Source organism: Ectothiorhodospira haloalkaliphila ATCC 51935 (assembly GCF_000633935.1).
In the GTDB taxonomy this organism is placed as follows: domain Bacteria; phylum Pseudomonadota; class Gammaproteobacteria; order Ectothiorhodospirales; family Ectothiorhodospiraceae; genus Ectothiorhodospira; species Ectothiorhodospira haloalkaliphila.
Genome location: NZ_KK214998.1, coordinates 1,510,126 through 1,531,607 on the forward strand (window position 1 = coordinate 1,510,126; position 21,482 = coordinate 1,531,607).

At 63.7% G+C, this 21,482-nt stretch carries 14 protein-coding genes; 8 read left to right on the forward strand and 6 right to left on the reverse strand.

Annotated elements, in window-relative coordinates; genetic code table 11:
* Nucleotides 1-53 precede the first annotated feature (53 nt).
* Nucleotides 54-674, forward strand: a complete 621-nt coding sequence (locus ECTHA_RS0114850; RefSeq protein ID WP_025280230.1) for a ubiquinone biosynthesis accessory factor UbiJ — start codon at nt 54-56, stop codon at nt 672-674.
* Between the two features lie 8 nt (nt 675-682).
* Nucleotides 683-2,374 carry a ubiquinone biosynthesis regulatory protein kinase UbiB gene (gene ubiB, locus ECTHA_RS0114855; RefSeq protein ID WP_025280231.1) on the forward strand — a complete coding sequence of 564 codons (1,692 nt, stop codon included), beginning with the start codon at nt 683-685 and terminating at the stop codon, nt 2,372-2,374.
* A gap of 187 nt (nt 2,375-2,561) precedes the next feature.
* Here the strand turns inward: ubiB and lpdA are convergent, their stop codons facing one another.
* The 3 genes from lpdA to ECTHA_RS0114870 all read right to left on the reverse strand — a co-directional run bounded on the left by lpdA (nt 2,562) and on the right by ECTHA_RS0114870 (nt 8,346).
* Nucleotides 2,562-4,010: a dihydrolipoyl dehydrogenase gene (gene lpdA, locus ECTHA_RS0114860; protein ID WP_025280232.1), complete on the reverse strand. Its 1,449-nt coding sequence runs from the start codon at nt 4,008-4,010 to the stop codon at nt 2,562-2,564.
* An 81-nt stretch (nt 4,011-4,091) separates the two neighbouring features.
* Nucleotides 4,092-5,438: a 2-oxoglutarate dehydrogenase complex dihydrolipoyllysine-residue succinyltransferase gene (gene odhB, locus ECTHA_RS0114865; protein ID WP_025280233.1), complete on the reverse strand. Its 1,347-nt coding sequence runs from the start codon at nt 5,436-5,438 to the stop codon at nt 4,092-4,094.
* A 100-nt stretch (nt 5,439-5,538) separates the two neighbouring features.
* Nucleotides 5,539-8,346 (reverse strand): 2-oxoglutarate dehydrogenase E1 component, encoded by a 2,808-nt coding sequence (locus tag ECTHA_RS0114870; RefSeq protein ID WP_238984836.1) that lies wholly within the window; start codon nt 8,344-8,346, stop codon nt 5,539-5,541.
* A 163-nt stretch (nt 8,347-8,509) separates the two neighbouring features.
* Between ECTHA_RS0114870 and uvrD the strand changes: the two genes are divergently transcribed.
* Both uvrD and ECTHA_RS0114880 read left to right on the forward strand, forming a co-directional pair.
* A complete protein-coding gene (uvrD, locus tag ECTHA_RS0114875; RefSeq protein ID WP_025280235.1) occupies nt 8,510-10,681 on the forward strand; it encodes a DNA helicase II in 2,172 nt (723 codons plus the stop codon).
* Between the two features lie 212 nt (nt 10,682-10,893).
* Nucleotides 10,894-11,997, forward strand: a complete 1,104-nt coding sequence (locus tag ECTHA_RS0114880) for a TRAP transporter substrate-binding protein (RefSeq protein ID WP_025280236.1) — start codon at nt 10,894-10,896, stop codon at nt 11,995-11,997.
* 17 nt (nt 11,998-12,014) lie between these two features.
* Here ECTHA_RS0114880 and ECTHA_RS0114885 read toward each other — a convergent pair whose 3' ends face one another.
* Together ECTHA_RS0114885 and ECTHA_RS0114890 are read right to left on the reverse strand one after the other, a co-directional pair.
* On the reverse strand, nt 12,015-12,356 hold the full coding sequence (locus tag ECTHA_RS0114885) for a DUF2782 domain-containing protein (RefSeq protein WP_025280237.1): 342 nt from the start codon (nt 12,354-12,356) through the stop codon (nt 12,015-12,017).
* Complete coding sequence (locus ECTHA_RS0114890) at nt 12,353-13,078, reverse strand: LOG family protein (protein WP_025280238.1); 726 nt, start codon at nt 13,076-13,078, stop codon at nt 12,353-12,355. The genes ECTHA_RS0114885 and ECTHA_RS0114890 overlap by 4 nt, the downstream gene beginning before the upstream one ends.
* A gap of 95 nt (nt 13,079-13,173) precedes the next feature.
* Here ECTHA_RS0114890 and polA point away from each other — a divergent pair, with 95 nt between their 5' ends.
* Entirely contained in the window at nt 13,174-15,945 is a 2,772-nt protein-coding gene (polA, locus tag ECTHA_RS0114895) for a DNA polymerase I (protein ID WP_203225290.1), read from the forward strand.
* Between the two features lie 401 nt (nt 15,946-16,346).
* Here the strand turns inward: polA and yihA are convergent, their stop codons facing one another.
* A complete protein-coding gene (yihA, locus tag ECTHA_RS0114900; protein ID WP_025280240.1) occupies nt 16,347-16,991 on the reverse strand; it encodes a ribosome biogenesis GTP-binding protein YihA/YsxC in 645 nt (214 codons plus the stop codon).
* Nucleotides 16,992-17,163: 172 nt separating this feature from the next.
* Between yihA and ECTHA_RS0114905 the strand changes: the two genes are divergently transcribed.
* The 3 genes from ECTHA_RS0114905 (at nt 17,164) to ccsB (ending at nt 21,424) form a co-directional block, all read left to right on the forward strand.
* A complete protein-coding gene (locus tag ECTHA_RS0114905; RefSeq protein WP_025280241.1) occupies nt 17,164-17,793 on the forward strand; it encodes a c-type cytochrome in 630 nt (209 codons plus the stop codon).
* 175 nt (nt 17,794-17,968) lie between these two features.
* The gene (locus ECTHA_RS0114910; protein WP_025280242.1) at nt 17,969-20,032 is read left to right on the forward strand and encodes a cytochrome c biogenesis protein ResB; all 2,064 of its coding nucleotides are present in this window, start codon (nt 17,969-17,971) and stop codon (nt 20,030-20,032) included.
* A 45-nt stretch (nt 20,033-20,077) separates the two neighbouring features.
* The gene (gene ccsB, locus ECTHA_RS0114915; protein WP_025280243.1) at nt 20,078-21,424 is read left to right on the forward strand and encodes a c-type cytochrome biogenesis protein CcsB; all 1,347 of its coding nucleotides are present in this window, start codon (nt 20,078-20,080) and stop codon (nt 21,422-21,424) included.
* The last annotated feature ends 58 nt before the right edge of the window (nt 21,425-21,482 follow it).

Below are 21,482 nucleotides of genomic sequence, written 5' to 3' on the forward strand. Positions count from 1 at the left end.
AAGCCTGTCCAACCCCCCACGGTCAAAGCCTCACTCGCTTTGGGAGAGACGCCATGAGCTCAGCACTGACGCCGGTCACCGCCTTGCTGGAAGCGGCCATCAATCAGTACCTCTCCATGGACCCCGGCAGCCAGCGACGGCTGGCGGCCCTCAAAGGGGGCGTGGTGGCGCTGCATGTGACGGGCGTGGGCGTGACCCTGTATTTCATTCCCGGCGAGGAAGACCTGCAGGTGTCCGGGCAGTTCGATGGAGACCCGGACGCCCATATCGCCGGCACCCCCCTGGCCCTGGCCGGTCTGCTGGCCAGTGAGCCCGCAGCCCGCATGCCCGAATCCGTCACCCTCGTGGGGGACGTGGAACTGGCGCGTCATTTCAATGACCTGTTGCGCCGGGTGGATCTGGACTGGGAGGAACTGCTGTCGCGCTTCACCGGTGATCTGTTTGCCCATCGGGTCGGTGAAACGTTTCGGGAATTCGAGTCCTGGCTCAAGCGGGCACGCGAATCCTTCCGTGGTGATGTGGCTGAATACCTTCAGGAAGAAACCCAGACCCTGCCCGCCCGTTCGCAGGTGGAGTCCTTCATGGATGAAGTGGATGGTCTGCGCAGTGACGCCGACCGCCTGGAGGCGCGCATCCAGCGTCTCGAACAAGCCCGGGATCGGGCAAGATCATGAGAATCTAAATGCTGCAGCATCTGCACCCTGCCCAGCTGCTCCGGCTGCTGACCATCAACCGCGTACTCATCCGTCATGGCCTGGATGAGGTGGTACTGGCCATCCGCCTGTTCCGGCCCGTGCGTTTTCTGCTCTACATGGCACCCTGGAACTGGTTCCGCACGGTGCCCTATGACCGTGGCGAGCGCATCCGCCGTGCCCTGGAAGATCTCGGTCCCATCTTCATCAAGTTTGGCCAGATGGTCTCCACCCGGCGAGATCTGTTACCGGATGACATCGCCAACGAACTTTCCCGACTGCAGGACCGGGTGCCCCCGTTTCCCAACGAAGAGGCGCGGGCAATCATCGAGAAATCCCTGGGCCAACCGGTGGAGACCCTGTTCGCCTCCTTCGAGGCCACCCCCATGGCGTCGGCTTCCATTGCCCAGGTGCATGGAGCGGTGCTCCACGACGGCCGCCGCGTGGTGGTCAAGGTGCTGCGCCCCAATATCGAGAAGGCCATCCGCCGCGACGTGGAACTGATGTACGTGATCGCCGAGCTGGCGGAGCGCTACTGGCCCGAGGGACGCCGCCTGCGCCCGGTGGAAGTGGTGCGCGAGTACGAACAGACCATCATTGATGAACTGGATCTGCTGCGGGAGGCTGCCAACGCCTCCCAGTTGCGGCGCAACTTCGAAGGCTCGGGCATCCTCTACACCCCGGAAGTCCACTGGGACTACTGCCGCCGCAACGTCATGGTGATGGAACGCATCCAGGGCGTGCCCGTGTCCGACGTGGCCACCCTCAAGGCCCGTGGCGTGGACCTGAAACTGCTGGCCGAGCGGGGTGTGGAAGTCTTCTTCACCCAGGTGTTCCGGCACAACTTCTTCCATGCCGACATGCACCCGGGCAACGTCTTCATCGACGCCACCGATCCCGCCGATCCCAGCTACCTGGCGGTGGATTTCGGCATCATCGGCACCCTGTCACCTGCCGACCAGCGCTACCTGGCGGAAAACTTCTACGCCTTCTTCAACCGCGACTACGCCCGTGTGGCAGAACTGCACGTGGAATCCGGCTGGGTGCCCCGGGACGTGCGTGTGGCAGACCTGGAAGGCGCCATCCGCACCGTTTGCGAACCCATCTTCGAAAAACCCCTGAAGGACATCTCCTTCGGCAACGTCCTGGTGCGCCTCTTCCAGACGGCGCGGCGCTTCAACATGGAAGTACAGCCCCAGCTGGTGTTGCTGGAGAAGACCCTGCTCAACATCGAGGGTATGGGCCGCGACCTCTACCCGGAACTGGATCTGTGGCAGACCGCCCGCCCCTTCATCCAGCGCTGGATGGACGAGCAGGTGGGCGTGCGCGCCCTGGTCAAGGGATTGCGCCGCAACCTGCCCTTCATCCTGGAAAAGACCCCCGACCTGCCGGGCCTGATCCACGAAACCCTGCGCCAGCAGGCCAGCGCCGACGAGCGCCACGCCCTCCAGCAGGCCCAGTTATACCAATTGCAGAGAGAGATCCGTGCCTCAAATCGGCGCACGGTCTATGCCGTGATGGGCAGCGCCCTGGCCCTGGGCGCCGTGCTGCTCACTTCCCAGTCCCCGGAGATGCCGGAACTGCTCACCGTACCCTGGCCCGCCTGGGTCCTGGGCACCCTGGGCCTGGCCTTCCTGCTGGGCGCCGTCTGGAAACGCAGCGAACTGACGTCACCAGGCTGAGGTAACCAACCACCGCCGCAGCCAGCGGAGGGAGGGATGCCTGCGGGCGGGTGTGTGCCGCATGGATGCGGCGCCCAAGCCTCCATGGACGGATTTACGGCGACCCGCCTGCAGGCATCCCTCCCTCCGCTGGCGGTCCAGGGGCACCCGCGTGGACCACCCCTAGGCATCCGAATGGCCCGAGCAACTACCCCCGCTTCCCCTTCGGCGGAATATGCAGAGGATGCCCCAGCGTCGCCAGCGCCGCCTCATGCACCGCCTCCGAAAGCGTGGGATGCGCAAACACCGTGCGCGCCAGATCCTCACTGCAGGCACCGAACTCCAGCGCAATCACACACTCCGCGATCAACTCCGACGCCCGCGAACTGATGATATGCGCCCCCAGGATGCGATCCGTCTCCGCGTGGGCCAGCAGCTTGACGAACCCCGTCGTATCCTCCATGGCCCGGGCCCGGCCCGACGCCACGAAGGGAAACACCCCCGTGGCATATGGCACACCCTGCTTCTTCAGATCCTGCTCATTGCGGCCCACCCAGGCGATCTCCGGCAACGTGTAGATCACATTGGGAATGGTGTCGTAATTCACCGAGCTGCCCATGCCCGCAATGCGCTCCGCCACCATGATCCCCTCCTCGGAACCCTTGTGGGCCAGCATCGGGCCACGGACTGCATCACCAATGGCATACACCCCCGGCATCGTCGTCTCGCAATGCTCGTTCACGTGGATGGTGCCGCGCTCGTCCATGGCCAGTTCCACCGGCCCGCTGACCAGGCCATCGGTCGCCGGCCGCCGCCCCACACAGACCACCAGACGATCGAAACGCTCCTCGTGCTGGCCATTCTCATCCTCGTAGACCACGGACACCTGCCCCTTGTCCTTGTCCACCTTGGTGGCGGTCACGCGGGCCGAGAGCCGGATGTCCAGACCCTGCTTGCTCATGATCTTCAGGGACTCATTGGCCACCTGCTCGTCGCAGAACGACAGGAATCGATCCTGGGCCTCCAGCATCACCACCTCGGACCCCAGACGCCGCCACACACTGCCCAGCTCCAGACCGATGACGCCTGCGCCGATCACGCCCAGGCGCTTGGGCACCTCCTCGAAGCGCAGGGCACCGGTGGAACTGACGATGTACTCCCGATCAAACGGGCCGCAGCCCAGTTCCACAGGGAACGAACCCGGGGCCAGGATTACATTCTTGGCCTGCAGCGTCTGCTCCTTGCCGTCATGTCCGGTGAACTTCACCTGGCGCTCCGCCTGAAGCTGCCCGTGGCCCTTGAACCACTCCACCTGATTGGCCTTGAAGAGCCCCTGGATACCCTGGGTCAGATTGTTCACCAGACGGTCCTTGCGGGCCATCATCCCGGCCAGATCCAGTTCCACTTCGCCACAGCGCACACCGTGGGTCCCCAGGTGCTTCTGCGTGTGTTCGTACAGCTCCGAGGACTCCAGGAGCGCCTTGGAGGGGATGCACCCCACGTTGAGGCAGGTACCGCCCAGACGCTCCTTGCCCTCCGGGTCCTGCCAACGGTCGATACAGGCCGTCTTCAGGCCCAGTTGAGCGCAGCGAATGGCGCCCACATAGCCCGCCGGACCGCCGCCGATGACCACTACGTCATATTCCTGCTCTGCCATGATTCTGGCTCCCGATCATTCTCATCGATGTCTGATTTCGCCCGCTCTTGAGCCGGCGCATGGTTTCAGGCTGCGGGCCGATCACACCTCCAGCAGCAGGCGGGCCGGATCCTCCAGCATGTCCTTGATGGTGACCAGGAACTGCACGGCCTCGCGTCCGTCCACCAGGCGATGGTCGTAGGACAGGGCCAGGTACATCATGGGCCGGATCACCACCTGACCATTCTCGGCCATGGGGCGCTCCTGGATGCGGTGCATGCCCAGGATGGCGCTCTGCGGTGGATTGATGATGGGGGTGGAGAGCAGCGAGCCGAACACGCCACCATTGGAGATGGTGAAGGTACCGCCGGTGAGGTCCTCCATGCTCAGATTGCCCGACTCGGCCTTCTTGCCGTAGTCATTGATGCTGCGCTCCACATCCGACATGGTCAGGCTGTCCGTGTCCCTGAGGATGGGCACCACCAGGCCCCGGGGGGCCGAGACGGCGATGCCGATATCGAAATAACCGTGGTAGACGATGTCCTTGCCATCGATGGAGGCATTCACCTCCGGGAAGCGCTTGAGGGCCTCGGTGGCGGCCTTGACGAAAAAGGACATGAAGCCCAGGCGCACGCCGTGACGCTTCTCGAAGCGGTCCTTGTACTGGGCCCGCAGGTCCATTACCGGCTTCATGTTCACCTCGTTGAAGGTGGTGAGCATGGCCGCCGTTTGCTGTGCTTCCACCAGCCGTTCCGCCACCCGGGCCCGAAGACGTGTCATGGGGACACGCTTCTCCGTGCGACCGCCGGTGGTGCTGGTACTGGCCGTGGGTGGCGTGGAGGCTTTCTGCTCCGACGATGCACCGCCGGGTTCAGTCCGGGTGTTCTCGGCTTCGGGTTCGGCCTTGTGTTGGGGCGCCCTGGTGGATTCGGCCTCCGCCTCATCCAGGTGCTTGACCACGTCTTCCTTGAGGATGCGCCCACCCTTGCCGCTGCCCTGGATCTCCCCCGGGTCCAGATCGTGTTCGTTGATCAGCTTGCGTACCGCCGGGCTCAGGGCCGGATCGTCCTGGGCCTGCTTTTGTGATGAATGGCTCTCGCCCTCAGCCGTCTTGCCCGACTTGCTGTCCTTCTCGGCCTGCTTGCCCTTGCCGCTGTCCTTCTTGCCGGACTTCTTCTTTCCCGATTCCTTGTCACTCGATTCCTTGCCTTCGCTGGCCTCCACATGTCCGATCACCTGCCCGGCGGTGACCACCGATCCCTCATCCTCGATGATGTCTCCCATCACCCCGTCTTGCGGCGCGGGGACTTCGAGGACCACCTTGTCGGTCTCGATGTCCACCAGGATCTCGTCCCTCTGCACGGCGTCACCGGGGCGCTTGTGCCAGGAGACGATGGTGGCGTCGGACACGGATTCGGGAAGTTGCGGGATCTTAACCTCTGTACTCATATCATCTTGTCCTTATTGGTTTCGGCAACAGGGTCATGGGCGGTGGCTTTGCCGACAGTGTCAATGAATGCGTCCGCTGGCGCGATGGGGTCATCGCCGCCTACGACTGGCGCAGGGCGCGTTCGATCAGGGCTTCCTGCTGCTTCACGTGCACATCCAGGTGTCCCACGGCGGGCGCCGCGCTGGCGGGCCGGGTCACGTGCTGCAGATAACGGTCGGGGCCGAGCAGGGTACGCATGTGATGCTGGCTGGAATACCAGGCGCCCTGATTGAGCGGTTCTTCCTGCACCCAGTAGAACTCACTGGCATTGGGGAAGGCCTCCAGGGCACGGGACAGGTCTTCCTCCGGGAACGGATAGAGCTGCTCGATGCGTAGCACGGCGATATTATGCTTCTCCTCCTTGCGGCGGCGTTCGAGCAGGTCGTAATAGACCTTGCCGGAGCACATGACCACCCGGGTCACGCCCTTCGGATCCAGATCATCGATCTCGCCGATCACATTGTGGAAACGACCCTCGGTGAGATCTTCCAGGCTGCTGACCGCCAGCTTGTGGCGCAGCAGGCTCTTGGGCGTCATCACCACCAGGGGCTTGCGGTACGGGCGCACCATCTGGCGGCGCAGCAGGTGGAAGATCTGCGAGGGGGTGGTGGGCACGCATACCTGCATGTTGTTCTGTGCGCACAGCTGCATGTAGCGCTCCAGGCGCGCCGATGAGTGTTCGGGACCCTGCCCCTCATAGCCATGGGGCAGCAGCATCACCAGGCCGCACAGGCGGCCCCATTTCTGTTCGCCGGAACTGATGAACTGGTCGATGACCACCTGGGCACCATTGGCGAAATCCCCGAATTGTGCCTCCCACAGGGTGAGGGTGTTGGGGGTGGCGGTGGCATAGCCGTATTCGAAGGCCAGTACGGCCTCCTCGGAGAGTAGCGAGTCGATGACCAGGAAATCCGCCTGGCGATCGGAGAGATGCCGCAACGGGATCCAGCGGTCTCCGTCCTTCTGGTTGAACAGCACAGCGTGTCGGTGGAAGAACGTGCCCCGGCCACTGTCCTGGCCGGTGAGCCTGACCGGATAGCCATCCGCCAGCAGTGCCGCATAGGCGCTGGTCTCGGCGAAGCCCCAGTCCATAGGCAGGGAGCCGGCGGCCATCTTGCGTCGATCGTCCATGAGCTTGGCGACCCGCGGGTGGAGCTCGAACCCCTCGGGGATGTCACAGATGCGCTTCCACAGGTCCCGTAGCGTATCCAGGCCCACGCGGGTCTGAGCGCTCTGGCGCCAATCCTGATCCAGGAATGGCTTCCAGTCCACGGCGGACTTGTCATAGCCCTGGTCGCTGCCCTCCAGCACGTAGGGCATGATGCCCTCGCCGGTGTCCAGGCGGGTGCGCAGCGATGCCTCCATGGAGCGGGCCTCGTCATCGTCGATCACCCCTGCCTTTTCCAGGCGCTGGGCATAGCGGGCCCGGGTGGTGGGGCTCTCCTTGATGCGCCGGTACATGGCTGGTTGGGTCACTGCGGGCTCGTCGGCCTCGTTGTGCCCCTGTCGCCGGTAGCAGATCAGGTCGATGACCACGTCCTTCTTGAAGGTCATGCGGTAGTCCAGGGCGATCTGGGCGGCAAACATCACCATTTCCGGGTCGTCGCCGTTCACATGCAGGATGGGCGCGTTCACCATCTTGGCCACGTCGGTGCAATAGGGGGTGGAACGGGCGTCCCTGAGGGTGCTGGTGGTGAATCCGATCTGGTTGTTGATCACCACGTGCAGCGTGCCCTTGGTGGCAAAGCCGCGGGTCTGGGACATGTTCAGGGTTTCCATGACCACACCCTGGCCGGCAAAGGCCGCGTCACCATGGATCACCAGGGGCAAGACCTGGTCCCCGTCCTTGTCGCCGCGCCGGTTCTGGCGTGCCCGCACCGAGCCTTCCACCACGGGGCCGACGATTTCCAGGTGGGACGGGTTGAAGGCCAGGGCCAGGTGCATGGGCCCGCCGGGGGTTTCCAGATTCGAAGAGAAACCCATGTGGTATTTGACGTCGCCGGTGCCCGGGTGGCGACGTCCGGTGCCCTCGAATTCCTGGAAGAGTTCCGCCGGGGATTTGCCCAGGATGTTCACCAGCACGTTGAGGCGGCCGCGGTGGGCCAGGCCCATGACGGTTTCCTTCACGCCTCGCTCGCCAGCCCGGTGGATGACCTCGTCCAGCAGCGGGATCAGGCTTTCTCCGCCCTCGAGCGAGAAGCGCTTTTGACCCACGTAGCGACTGTGCAGGTAGCGCTCCAGGCCTTCGGCGGCAGTCAGGCGGTCCAGGATGTAGCGCCGGCGTTCGTCGCTGAAATGGGGCTCCCCGCGCACCGACTCCAGTTTCTGCTGCAGCCAGCGCTTTTCACCCGTGTCGGTGATATGCATGTATTCGGCGCCCATGGTCTTGCAGTAGGTGCCCTTGAGGATGCGCGTGATTTCCCTCAGCTGTGCCTCGTCGGGGCCCACCAGCGAACCGGTGTTGAACACCGTGCCCAGATCCTGCTCGGACAGGTCATGATGTTCCAGGGTGAGTTCGGGAAGTGACGCCGGTTCGGACAGACCCAGGGGGTCCAGATCGGCCTGCAGGTGCCCCAGGAAACGGAAGGCGTTGATGTACTGCAGCACCCGCACCTGTTTGCGCTCGTGTTCCAGACTGCCCATGGGCAGGCCACGTCCCGGGCCCGCCTCGGCCAGCTCGCGAAACTCTTCCCGCACCTGGCTGTGCAGCACGGAGGTGTCGTCCCTTCCGCCGTGGGTGATGTCGTCGAAGTGCTGTCGCCAGATCTCCGGTACCTGGTCCGGGTCCTGCTGGTAGGCCTCGAAGAGTTGTTCCAGATAGGCGGCATTGCCCGCGTCCAGGAAGGAGGAGTCCCAATGGGACTGCATGTCGCGGGCTTGGCTGGGCTTGGTCATGGGCGTGTCTGTCTTTGGGCGCTGTGGGAGTGTGGGATGCCTGTCTTGCGTTTTGCTCAGGATCAAGTCTCGACCCTAAACGCCAAACTGGCAAGTGGTGCGTTCCGGGAGGTCGGGGTTTTGGTAAGATTCGACCATGGATGTTTCCCCTTTGTTTGATTCCCTGAACGAGGCCCAGCGCCAGGCGGTGGGCAGCCCCTCTGGTCCGATTCTGGTGCTGGCGGGCGCCGGCAGTGGCAAGACCCGCGTGCTGGTGCATCGCATCGCCTGGTTGATTCAGGCGGAGGGCCTGTCTCCCCACAGCATTCTGGCGGTCACGTTCACCAACAAGGCGGCCAGCGAGATGCGTGGGCGGCTGGAGGGTCTGCTGGGCATGCCGCCCCGGGGGCTTTGGGTGGGCACCTTCCACGGCCTGTCTCACCGACTGCTGCGGGCCCATTGGCGCGAAGCCAGGCTGCCGGAGAACTTCCAGATCCTGGATTCGGACGATCAGTACCGCTTGGTGAAGCGCGTGCTCAAGGCCCTGGAGCTGGACGAGGCCCATTGGCCACCGCGCAAGATGCAGTGGTTCGTCAATGGTCGCAAGGATGAGGGGGTGCGCCCGGCGCACATGCAGGATACCGGCGACCCGGTGAACCGGCAGATGATCCGCTTCTACACGGCCTATGAGCAGGCCTGTCAGCGTGCCGGTGTGGTGGATTTTGCCGAGCTCATGCTGCGCAGCCTGGAGTTGCTGCGCGACACCCCGACGCTGCTGGAGCATTACCGCAGTCGCTTCCGTCACCTGCTGGTGGATGAGTTCCAGGATACCAACGACATCCAGTATGCCTGGCTGCGTCTGCTGGCCGGGGACAAGACGCCGGTATTCGCCGTGGGTGATGATGACCAATCCATCTACGGCTGGCGTGGTGCCCGCATCGAGCACATCCAGAAGTTCACGCGGGACTTCCCCGGCGCCCTGACGGTGCGTCTGGAGCAGAATTACCGCTCCACCGCCACCATCCTGGGGGCGGCCAACACCCTGATCCGTCAGAACGGCTCGCGCCTGGGCAAGGAGTTGTGGACGGATGGGTTGCAGGGGGAGCCGATCACGCTCTACGGTGCCTTCAATGAATACGATGAGGCCCGGTTCGTGGCTGATCAGCTCCGCGGCTGGCGGGAGGGGGGCGGAGCCTGTCGTGACGTGGCCATTCTCTATCGCTCCAACGCCCAGTCGCGGGTGCTGGAGGAAACCCTGATCCAGGCGGGCATCCCCTACCGGGTTTACGGGGGCCTGCGCTTCTTCGAGCGGGCCGAGATCAAGGATGCCTTGTGCTATATGCGCCTGGTGGCGTCGCGTGACGATGACACGGCCCTGGAACGGGTGATCAATCAACCCACGCGGGGCCTGGGGGAGCGCACCGTGGCGTTGATCCGTGAACAGGCCCGGGCGCAGGGCGTGTCGCTGTGGGATGCCGCTGGCAGGCTGCTGGAGCAGGGCGCCCTGGCGGCCCGGGCCGGTAATGCGCTGCGGGGGTTCAGGGTGCTGTTGGATGATATGGCCACTGCCTGTGCCAATCTGGATCTGCATGAGCAGGTGGAGCATGTGATCGCGCATTCGGGTCTCAAGGATCATTACGAGGCGGAGAAGGGGGAGAAGGCTCAGGCGCGGGTGGATAACCTGGAGGAGCTGGTGAGTGCTGCCCGCGGTTTTGTCCATGATCCGGAGCGGCATGAGGACATGAGTCCGCTGACGGCGTTCTTGTCCCATGCGGCCCTGGAGGCGGGCGAGGGTGAGGCGGACGCCTGGGAGGATTGTGTGCAGTTGATGACGCTGCATTCGGCCAAGGGTCTGGAGTTTCCTCTGGTGTTTCTGGTGGGCATGGAGGAGGGGTTGTTTCCGCACCGGATGTCGCTGGAGGAGCCGGGTCGGCTGGAGGAGGAGCGGCGTCTGGCCTATGTGGGGATCACGCGGGCCTGCCGTCGGCTGGTGCTGACGTATGCGGAGAGTCGGCGTCTGCATGGTCGGGAGAGTTATAACGCGCCTTCGCGGTTCATTGCGGAGTTGCCGGAGGATCTGCTGGAGGATGTGCGCCCGCGGGCGACGCTGCGGCGACCGGTGGCGGAGCCGGTGCGGACCAGGCGGGTCAAGGAACCGCCGGCGGAGGGCTTGACCCTGGGGGCGCGGGTGCGGCACAAGAAGTTCGGTGAGGGGGTGATCCTGGATTGTGAGGGTCAGGCTTCTTCGGCGCGGGTGCAGGTGCGGTTTGATGGTGAGGGCGTCAAGTGGTTGGTGGTGGGGTATGCGAAGCTGGAGCCTGTAGGGTGAGGTTGGGGTGTTCATCGGGCATCAAGGTGCTGCGCCGGCCGCTGGTGGGCGGTATCCCTGGCCGCGGGACGCCGTGAATACATCCGTGTAGGCTCGACCGCCGCATCCATGCGGCGAACGCCCGCTCTCAGGGATGCCCCCCTGCCGAGACCTGCATTTCGGTGGTTTTGGCTTCAGAGGTTTGATCGAGAAGACATCCAGTGAGGTCTTTCATGCGGCGAAGGGAGTTTCTGGGTAAGGCGGGTGGTCTGGCGGCCCTGGCTTCGGCGGGGGCATTGGCCGGCTGTGGTTCGCCGGAGGGCAACGCCAGTGACGGGATGCGGGATACGGGTCTCAGGTTCCACTGGCGCATGGTGACCGCCTGGCCTCATGGTTCGCCGGGATTGGGGGCGGGGGCGGATTTTCTGGCCCGGGCCATCAATGAGCTTTCCAGCGGGCGGATCTCGGTGCGGGTGTTCGGGGCGGATGATCTGGTGCCTGCGCTGGAGGTTTTTGAAGCGGTGGCCCGCGGTTCGGCGGAGATCGGTCATGGGGCAGCCCATTATTGGGATGATGTGGGTCCCGCGGCGCAGTTGTTCACGTCGGTACCGTTTGGCATGAATGCTCAGGAGACACATGCCTGGCTTTACAAGGGCGGTGGGCTGGAGTTGTGGCGGGATCTGTATCGGCATTTCGATGTGATTCCGTTTCCTTGCGGTAATACAGGTGCCCAGATGGGCGGCTGGTTCAGGCGCGAGATCAACGAGCCTGCGGATCTGGAAGGGTTGTCGATTCGCATGTCCGGGCTGGGTGGGGAGGTGATGCGCCGGTCCGGGGCCCGGGTGCTGTCCCTGGCTGGTGATGACATTCTCGATGCCATCCGGGCGGGACGGGTTGATGCGGCCGAGTGGGTGGGGCCCTATGGGGACAAGGAGCTGGGGTTGCACCGCTGGGGATGGCATTACCATTATCCGGGCTGGCAGCAGCCCAGTGCGCTGGTGGAGGCGCTGATCAACCGTGATGCCTATGAGGCCTTGCCCGTCACGTTGCGACAGGCGGTGACCCATGCCTGCCGGTTGGCAAGTGACCATATGCTGATGGAGTTCACGGCTCGCAATCAGCAGGCACTGGATTCGCTCATCCAGGATTATGGCGTGCCGTTAAAACGTTTCCCGGAACCGGTGCTGGCGTCGCTGCGACGGTTGACCGATGAGGTGCTGGAGGAGATGGCCGAGGAGGACAGCACGGCCCGGCGGGTGATCCGCTCCTATCAGGACTTCCAGTCGCGGATGGTGCGCTGGCGTGAGTTCACCGACCTGGATCCCATGTCAGGCTGAAGGCGGCGTGCAGTCTCCTAAAATCTGAAGATCACCCAGGACGGGATGAGGATCTTGGGGTCCAGTTCGTGCATCCGGGTTTCCAGGCGACCGTCGCCGTCCATGTCCACCAGATAGTAGGCCGGGGCGTTTTCCGGTTGCACGCGGATCATGTACAGCTCGCCCTGGAGGCGGAATTCCTCAATGCGTTCCCCTTCGCGCTCGATGATGGTGACTTGCGGCTCCATCAACTCCCGGGTGACCTGGGCCGAGTCGTCCAGCAGGGGCGGGGGTGGTGGCGCGGCCTGATCCTGGGCCGACACGGGGGTGGCCAGGCAGGCGGTGAGCATCAGGGGGATGAGTGCGCGGCGTGTGGTCATAGGTCCATGAGCCTCTCGCGTTCTTCGCTGGTGGGCTCCAGGCCGCCGTATTCGTAAAAGTTGAAGATGGCGTCGACGACGGATTTGGAATCATCCACCACGGTGTAAAGTTCCAGGTCTTCCGGGCTGATGGTGCCATCCGTGACCAGGGTGTTCTCGAACCACTCCAGCAGTCCCTTCCAGAACGCCGAGCCCACCAGGATGATGGGGATGCGGCGAGTCTTGTTGGTTTGTACCAGGGTGAGGATCTCCGCCAGTTCGTCCAGGGTGCCGAAGCCGCCTGGCAGGACCACATAGGCCGAGGCGTATTTGACGAACATCACCTTGCGGGAGAAGAAGTGGCGGAAGTACAGGGAGACGTCCTGGTAGGCGTTGGCGGTCTGCTCATGGGGCAGATTGATGTTCAGCCCGATACTGGGAGATTTCCCACCAAACGCCCCCTTGTTGGCCGCCTCCATGATGCCGGGGCCGCCACCGCTGACCACGGCAAAACCTGCATCGGACAGTTCCCGGGCGATCTTTTCGGCCAGCTGGTATGTAGGGCTCTCGGGCGGGATGCGGGCGGAGCCGAAGATGCTCACCGAAGGCTTGATTCGGGCCAGACGCTCGAAGCCCTCCACGAACTCGCCCATGATCTGGAATATCTTCCAGCTCTCCCGGGTGAGCATGGTGTCATCCATGGGTTGCAGGCCTGGATGGGAGGCTCGCTGGTCACGCTTCATGATGTGCTCGATGTTTCGTTGTTTCACCGAAGCATATCGCGTTCCCCCTCGCTGGCAAACCGCATTGTTTGGTCATTTTTTCGCATCGGGCCACAATGGAGCTCTCCGGCGGCAACGGCGCCATCGACCCCGTACCCAAAGCAAGAGATCAATCCGTGACTGACAGCAAGCCCCTGGTCCTGGTGGACGGTTCATCCTATCTGTACCGCGCCTTTCACGCCCTGCCACCCCTGTCCAATTCCCGGGGCGAGCCCACAGGGGCCGTGCTGGGTGTGGCCAACATGCTGCGGCGGCTGATGAGCGACTACGCGCCCGATCACATGGTCGTGGTGTTCGATGCCAAGGGGCGCACCTTCCGGGATGACCTTTATGAACAGTACAAGGCCAACCGTCCACCCATGCCCGATGAACTGGCGGCGCAGGTGGATCCGCTGCACGAACTGGTGCGGGCCATGGGCATTCCTATCCTGGTGGTGCCGGGGGTGGAGGCGGACGATGTGATCGGCACCCTGGCGCGGCAGGCCCGCCGGGACGGCATGGAGGTGGTGATCTCCACCGGCGACAAGGACCTGGCGCAATTGGTGGAGCCGGGTGTCACCCTGGTGAACACCATGACGGGAACCACCCTGGATGAGGCCGGCGTGAAGGAGCGCTTTGGCGTGCCGCCATCGCTGATCGTGGACTACCTGAGCCTGGTGGGGGACACCTCGGACAATGTGCCCGGCGTGGACAAGGTGGGCCCCAAGACGGCGGTGAAATGGCTGGATGCCCACGGGGACCTGGACGCCATCATGGCCCATGCCGACGAGATCAAGGGCAAGGTGGGCGAGAACCTGCGCGCCAGCCTGGACAGCCTGCCCCTGTCCCGGGAGCTGGTCACGGTGCGCTGCGATCTGGACCTGGACCTGGCGCCCACGGGACTGGAACTGCAGCCAGCCGAGTCCGAGACCCTGCGCGGCCTGCTGGAGCGCTTCGAATTTCGCAGCTGGCTCAAGGAGCTGGGTGGCGAGGTCCAGGAGGGGGAGGGGCAGCCGGAACAGGCAGGTGCCGGGGGCGATCCCGTGGAGTACGAAACCCTGCTGGAAAAAGAGCAATTGGATCGCTGGGTGGAGAGGCTGCAAACGGCGGAGTTGTTTGCCTTCGACACCGAGACCACCAGTCTGGACTACATGCAGGCGCAGGTGGTGGGGGTTTCCTTCTCGGTTCGCCCCGGCGAGGCGGCCTATCTGCCCCTGGCCCATGATTACGCCGATGCCCCACAGCAACTGCCCCGGGAGGAGACCCTGGCCCGGCTGAAGCCCCTGCTGGAGGACCCGGACCGGCCCAAGCTGGGGCATCACCTCAAGTACGATCGCAACGTGCTGCTCAACCACGGCATCGAGCTGCGCGGCATCGCCCACGACACCATGCTGTCGTCCTATGTGCTCAACAGCACCGCCAGCCGCCATGACATGGATACCCTGGCCGAGCGTCACCTGGGAATCCGCACCACCCATTACGAGGAGGTCGCCGGCAAGGGAGCCAAGCAGATTGCCTTCTCCCAGGTCCGCCTGGATGAGGCGGCCCCCTATGCGGCCGAGGATGCCGACGTCACCCTGCGCCTGCATGAGTACCTCTGGGGGCGGCTTCAGGGAGAGGCGGGGCAGCGTCGTATCTACGAGGAACTGGAAATCCCCCTGGTGCCCGTGCTCTCGCGTATGGAGCGGGCCGGGGTGCGGGTGGACGCGGACCTGCTCTTCACACAGAGCCATGAACTGTCGGACCGCATGGGAGAGATCGAGCGCGAGGCCCATGAGGTGGCCGGCGGCAGTTTCAACCTGGGCTCGCCCAAGCAGATCCAGGAGATCCTGTTCGAGCGCCAGAAACTGCCCGTGGTGCGCAAGACACCCAAGGGGCAGCCCTCCACTGCGGAGGACGTGCTGGAACAGCTGGCGGCGGACTACCCGCTGCCCCGATTGATCCTGGAGTATCGCGGGCTGTCCAAGCTCAAATCCACCTATACCGACAAGCTGCCCGGGCGCATCGATGCTGACACGGGGCGGGTGCATACGTCCTATCATCAGGCGGTGACCAGCACCGGGCGCCTGTCCTCCTCCGAGCCCAACCTGCAGAATATCCCCGTGCGCACGCCCGAGGGGCGCCGCATTCGCCAGGCCTTCGTGGCGCCCCAGGGGCGGGTGATCATGGCCGCCGACTACTCGCAGATTGAATTGCGCATCATGGCCCATCTTTCCGGTGACAAGGGGCTGGTGGAGGCCTTCAGTCAGGGCATGGATATCCATCAGGCCACCGCTGCCGAGGTCTGGGGTCTGGAGCCGGACCAGGTCACCCATGAGCAGAGGCGGGCTGCCAAGGCCATCAACTTCGGCCTGATCTACGGCATGTCGGCCTTCGGGCTGGCCCGGCAGCTGGGCATCGAGCGGGGGGCCGCCCAGGAGTATGTGGATCGCTACTTTGCCCGCTATCCGGGTGTGAAGGCCTACATGGACGATACCCGTGAGCGGGCCAGGGAGCAGGGCTATGTGGAGACGGTGTTCGGTCGCCGCCTTTATCTGCCGGATATCAAGGCCCGCAATGCCCAGGTGCGCAATCAGGCAGAACGCCTGGCCATCAATGCCCCCATGCAGGGCACGGCGGCAGACATCATCAAGCGGGCCATGCTGGCGGTGGATGACTGGATCCAGTCATCCGGGCGGCCACTCACCATGATCATGCAGGTGCATGACGAACTGGTGTTCGAGGTGGAAGAGGTGGCCGTGGAGGCGGTGCGCGAGGAACTCAGCCGGCTCATGTGCCAGGCGGCGGAGCTTGAAGTGCCGCTGGTGGTGGACGTGGGTGTGGGTGCCAATTGGGACGCGGCACACTGATGACCCCCCCCTCCAATGAGATGTATTTCACGTTTTGAAACATTGATTTCCAGCGGGCACCCAGGACCAGAACTTTCCCTCGAAGGCCCTGTCTGTCAGGTTAGGCGCTCCGGATGGGGCGCTTCCCGCTTAACCCCCTGAGCGGGATGCTCTGACTCCCCCAAGTCGAGCCCAAGCCTGGCCCCGCGTCGTTAAAGCGCCGCGGGGCTTTTTTTTGAGCTTTACCTGACAAAAAGAGTGAACCATTGTCCCGGTGGGTAGTCACAAGGGGTAAGCGCTGCAGCCCGGCGCTTCCCGCTTACCTCCCTGAGCGGGATGGCTCGCACTCCCCCAAGTCGAGCCAACCTCTGCCCCGGACCGGCCAACCCCCAATGGCCCCCGGGGCTTTTTTTGCCTGCGTTTCAGCCTTCGGGTTCCGGCGTGTCGGGCGCCTGTGCCTCTGGCCCTCGGGAGGCGAATAGCCAGTGATCCAGCACTGAATGGGCATCATCCACGCCCTGCTTCTTGAGCGATGAAAAGGGTTGTACCGTGGCATCCACATCCTCGGCACCCAGGGCGGAGGCCACCTGACGCACCGTATCCAGTGCCGGTCCACGCTTGAGCTTGTCGGCCTTGGTGAGCAGGACATGCAGGGGCAGGTGTCGCCGATGGGCCCAGCCGACCATTTGCCAGTCGTGTTCCGTGAGGGGGTGGCGGATATCCATCACCAGGATCAGTCCGCGCAGGCATTCGCGGCCCGCCAGGTATTGCTCCATCAAATGTCCCCAACGACGGCGCACCGCCTCAGGCACCTTGGCGTAACCGTATCCAGGCAAGTCCACCAGGCGGTGGTCCTCGTCCAGGGCGAAGAAGTTGATGAGCTGAGTCCTGCCAGGCGTCTTGCTGGTACGCGCCAATGCCCTTTGCTGGCACAATGTGTTGATGGCGCTGGACTTGCCAGAGTTGGAGCGGCCGGCGAAGGCGACTTCGCGCCCTGTTTCCGGTGGCAAGCCCTTGAGGCTGGCGGCACTGGTCAGGAACTCGGCCCGGGAGTAAACCGGGTTCATTTAATGTCTAACTCGCGTAGCGATGATTGAGTACCACCCCTGCCTGCTTTTGCGGCGGGGGGGTGAGTGTGGTATACATTGCGGCTATTTTGAGGTTGCGCCGGTCGCGTCCGGGTGCCACAGGTTACCAAAGAAAAGCGCACACTGTTTCAGGTTCAGGAGTCAACCCACAATGAAAAAATTCGTCGTAATTGCCGCCGCCACCCTGGGAATGAGTCTGTCGGCGTCGCTGCATGCCGATACCGAGCGGGGCGACCCGGAGCGCGGACAGGCGATCTCCACCCCCTGCATCGCTTGCCACCAGGCCGACGGCAACAGCGTGAACCCCGCCTGGCCGAAGATTGCCGGCAAGGACAAGGCCTATCTCTTCAAGCAGCTCATGGACTACAAGGCGGGTGACCGCAGCCACGCACTGATGAACCCCCAGGTGGCTCAGCTCGACGAGCAGGACATGCGCGATCTGGCAGCATTTTACTCCACCCAGGAAGCCTCTCCGGGCCGCACCAGTGCCGATGACGAGACGCTTGCCTTGGGTAAGCAGATCTATTTTGGCGGTAACATCAGTGAGGGCGTGGCTGCCTGTGTGGCCTGTCACGGCCCCGGTGGCAAGGGCAACCCTGCTGCGGTATTCCCCAAGGTGGCTGCCCAGCATGGCGCCTACAGCCTGGATCAGCTCAATCAGTTCAGCAAGGGCCAGCGCCACAATGACCCGGGCCGGATGATGCGCATTGTGGCCTCGCGCATGTCCGAGGAGGAAATGAAGGCCGTTTCCGAGTACATGGCGACCCTGGATCCCAAGTGATACTTGTCTGGTAGGTCCTGAAAAGGGGTGACGTAAGTCACCCCTTTTTTGATGGTCAGTCCCTTGTGTCTGAGCACGCTGTATTACCCGGATCTTTTCCCGGTTTTCGTGGTCAGAGAGCCCATTCCACCACCAGAACGGGCCCCACCGGTATCCCAACGGGTTTCTTCACGGCATGAATCGTTCCTCCCAGGACTCTGCATCCCCACGACATCCCTCCCGCCTCTCCATTCTGGTGAGTTTTTTGGGGTCCATGAACCTGGCCATCACCCTTCTGGTGATCCTGGCGGTGGCCTCGGTGGTGGGCACGGTGCTGGAGCAGAATCAGCCCTTCCAGAATTACCTGATGAACTTCGGGCCGTTCTGGCACGAGCTGTTCCGCACCCTCAACCTCTATAACGTCTACGCCGCGGGCTGGTTCTTGTTTGTGCTGGCCTTTCTCGTGGTCTCCACGGCCGTCTGCATCTACCGCACCACGCCGACCATGCTGCGTGACATGCGCAATTTCCGCCTGAACGTGCGGGAAAAGTCCCTGCGCAGTTTTGCCCACAACGTGCAGAGCGAAACACACCCTGAACCCCCCGCGCAGGTGCTGGAGCGTGCCGGCAACGTGCTGGGGGCACGCGGCTACCGGGTGCGTCAGGTGGAGCAGGCCGATGGCACTCGCCTGCTGTCGGCCATGCGGGGCAGCGGTAACCGCCTGGGCTATTTCTTCACCCATGGCGCCATCGTCATCATCTGCGTGGGCGGCCTGATCGATGGCCGGGTGCCCCTCATGCTGGCGGAGATGACCGGCAATCTGGTGCTGGAGACGCGGGAGATCCCCGCCTCCCAGGTGCCCGAGCAGAGCCGCCTCGGGCCTTCCAACCCCTCTTTCCGGGGCAGTGTGGAGATCCCCGAGGGGCACAGCGCCACCGTGGCCTTCATCACCATCCGCGACGGTTACGTGGTGCAGGATCTGCCCTTTCGCATCGAGGTGAAGGATTTTCGCGTGGAACGGCACGAGACCGGCCAGGAGCGCGCCTTTGAATCCGACCTGGTCATTCACGATGACGAACTGGACGAGCCCCTGGCCCGCACCATCAGCGTCAACGAACCGCTGATTCATCGTGGCTATGCCATCTACCAGGCCAGTTTCCGGGACGGTGGCTCCTTCCTGAATCTGAACCTGCATCACCTGGCGCGGGGGGCCCGGGATCCGCTGCCGCTGGACACGCGGGTGTATGGCAACCATGTTCAGGAACTGACCGACGGCAGCCGCTACACCTTCGAGTTCACCGATCTGCAGACCCACAACATCGGTACCGTGGTGGATGCGGACGGCAATGCCGAACGCCGTGACATGGGCCCGAGCCTGGACTACACCATCCGTGACCCCAGCGGCTCGGGCATGTTCTTCCGGGCCATGAAAAACCCCATGGAGCGGGATGGCACGCGTTTCGTGCTCACCGGGGTGCGGCACAGCACCGCCGAGCCGTTCCAGTATCTCTACATGCCCAAGGACCCGGGTGGGGATGGCGTGGATCGCTTCATGCGCATGGTCTCCTTCCTGAACGATGATCAGCAGGTGGCGGATGTGGTGGCCGATGTGGCCACATCCGCTGCCCGCCAGTTCCAGGGCACCCAGGGCGAGGTGCCCCTGGAGGTGGTGGAGACCATCATGATCCGCCTGATGGATCTGTTCGTGCAGGGCGGTTACGATGCCATCGTCGCCGATATTGAGCAGCGTGCACCCCAGCAGCAGTGGGAATCACTCATGGACCTCTTCGGTCGGGTGGTGAACATGACACTGCGGGAGGTGTACATGCGCGTGTTGGCGGAAGAAGGCATCGAATCCATGACCGGCGTGGAAGCGGCTTACCTGGATGACGCCCTGGTGGCCCTGGATGCACTGCCGCACTTCGGTTCGGACTTCTTGATCACCTTCAACGACTTCGAGCATGTCCAGGCCTCGGGCCTGATGATCACCAAGGCACCCGGGCAGAACGTGGTCTACTTTGGCAGCCTGATGCTCATTGTGGGCGTCTTCCTCATGCTGTACATGAGTCATCGGCGCTGCTGGCTGATGGTCCGGCCCGCCGGGCAGGGCAGCCAACTGGTATTCGCTGGCACCAGCAACCGGAATATGCTGGAATTCGACGAGGAATTTGACACACTCAGTCGTCATGTGCTGGGGCAGGAGAGCCCCGGCGATACCACCGGTCACGCCCGGGAAAGCTCGGAGAACGATCCCCGGTGATCCCCATCAACCTGATTCGATCCAGCACGACGGGAGGTAATAATCATGTCCGTCCCGCATGACGCCATCGGGGCCGAATACCCCGGCTTCTTCAAACGCCTGTCCGTCACCGATTGGTTGTGGGCGGCTCTGGTCACGGTATCCACCGTGTTTGTTCTGGCCGTGTTCGGCCAGTACATGGACATCTACCAGGTGATCACGCTGATTGTTCACGCGATCCTCGGGGTCTGGTTGGGCTGGTACTGGAAGCCCTTCCGGGCCTATGCCGTGGCCGTGGGGCTGCTCAGTGTGCTCGGCGTGCTCAGTTACGGCGATTCCCTGGCGCGGGCCGAGACCAACTTCTTCCTCAAATACCTGGTGTCTGGGCAGTCTGCGGTGATGTGGATGTGCGCCCTGCTGTTCATGTCCACGGCCGCCTACATCGCCTACCTCTTCCGCCGCGATGCCTCGGGCACGGCGGGCGTGATGCCCGCCATGGTCACGGCTGCGGGTACTGGACTGCTCGGAGGCATGCTGCTCTGGCTGGGGCAGGCCGGCATCGTCCCGGGGCTGGAATGGGTGAGTCCGCTGGCCTTTCTGGTGGCCGTGGGCGCGTTGACCGGGCCGCTGAGTCGCACCGAGTTCAGTGCCCAGGTGGGCGGCGCACTGGCCTGGGTGGCAGCCACTTTCGGCCTTGTCGGGTTGTTCGTGCGCTGGCGTGAAACATACCTTCACGACCCGGCCTGGGGCTACATCCCGGTAAGCAACCTCTGGGAGGTCTTTGTCCTCTTCTGCGTGGTGACGGTGCTGATGTACCTCTACTACGAGCGCCGCAGCCGGAATCGGGGCATGGGGGGGTTCGTGCTGCTGCTGGTCAGTGGTGCCGTGGCCTTCCTGCTCTTTTACACCCTGGACCGTCAGGCCCACGAGGTGCAGCCGCTGGTGCCGGCCCTGAACAGTTGGTGGATGAAGGTGCATGTGCCAGCCAACTTCATCGGCTACGGTGGCTTTGCCATTGCCGCCATGCTGGGGGTGGCCTATCTGATGCGGGCCCGCGGCGAGCGTCTTCGCCCCGACGGTCTGCTGGCCAGACGCCTGCCCGGGCGCCAGGTCCTGGACGATGTCATGTACAAGTCCATCGCCATCGGTTTTGCCTTCTTCACCATTGCCACGGTGTTGGGTGCCATGTGGGCCGCCGAGGCCTGGGGTGGCTACTGGTCATGGGATCCCAAGGAGGTCTGGGCCCTGATCGTCTGGCTCAATTACGCTGCCTGGCTGCACATGCGCTTCACCAAGGGCTGGCGCGGCGTGCCCATGGCCTGGTGGGCCATCGTTGGCCTGTTGCTGACCACCTTTGCCTTTGTGGGGGTGAACATGTTCCTGGGTGGCCTGCACTCTTACGGAGCCCTCTGATCCATGGCACCCGTGCTTGCCGAGCGATACCTTGAACGGCTGGGGCTGGATTCTCAGG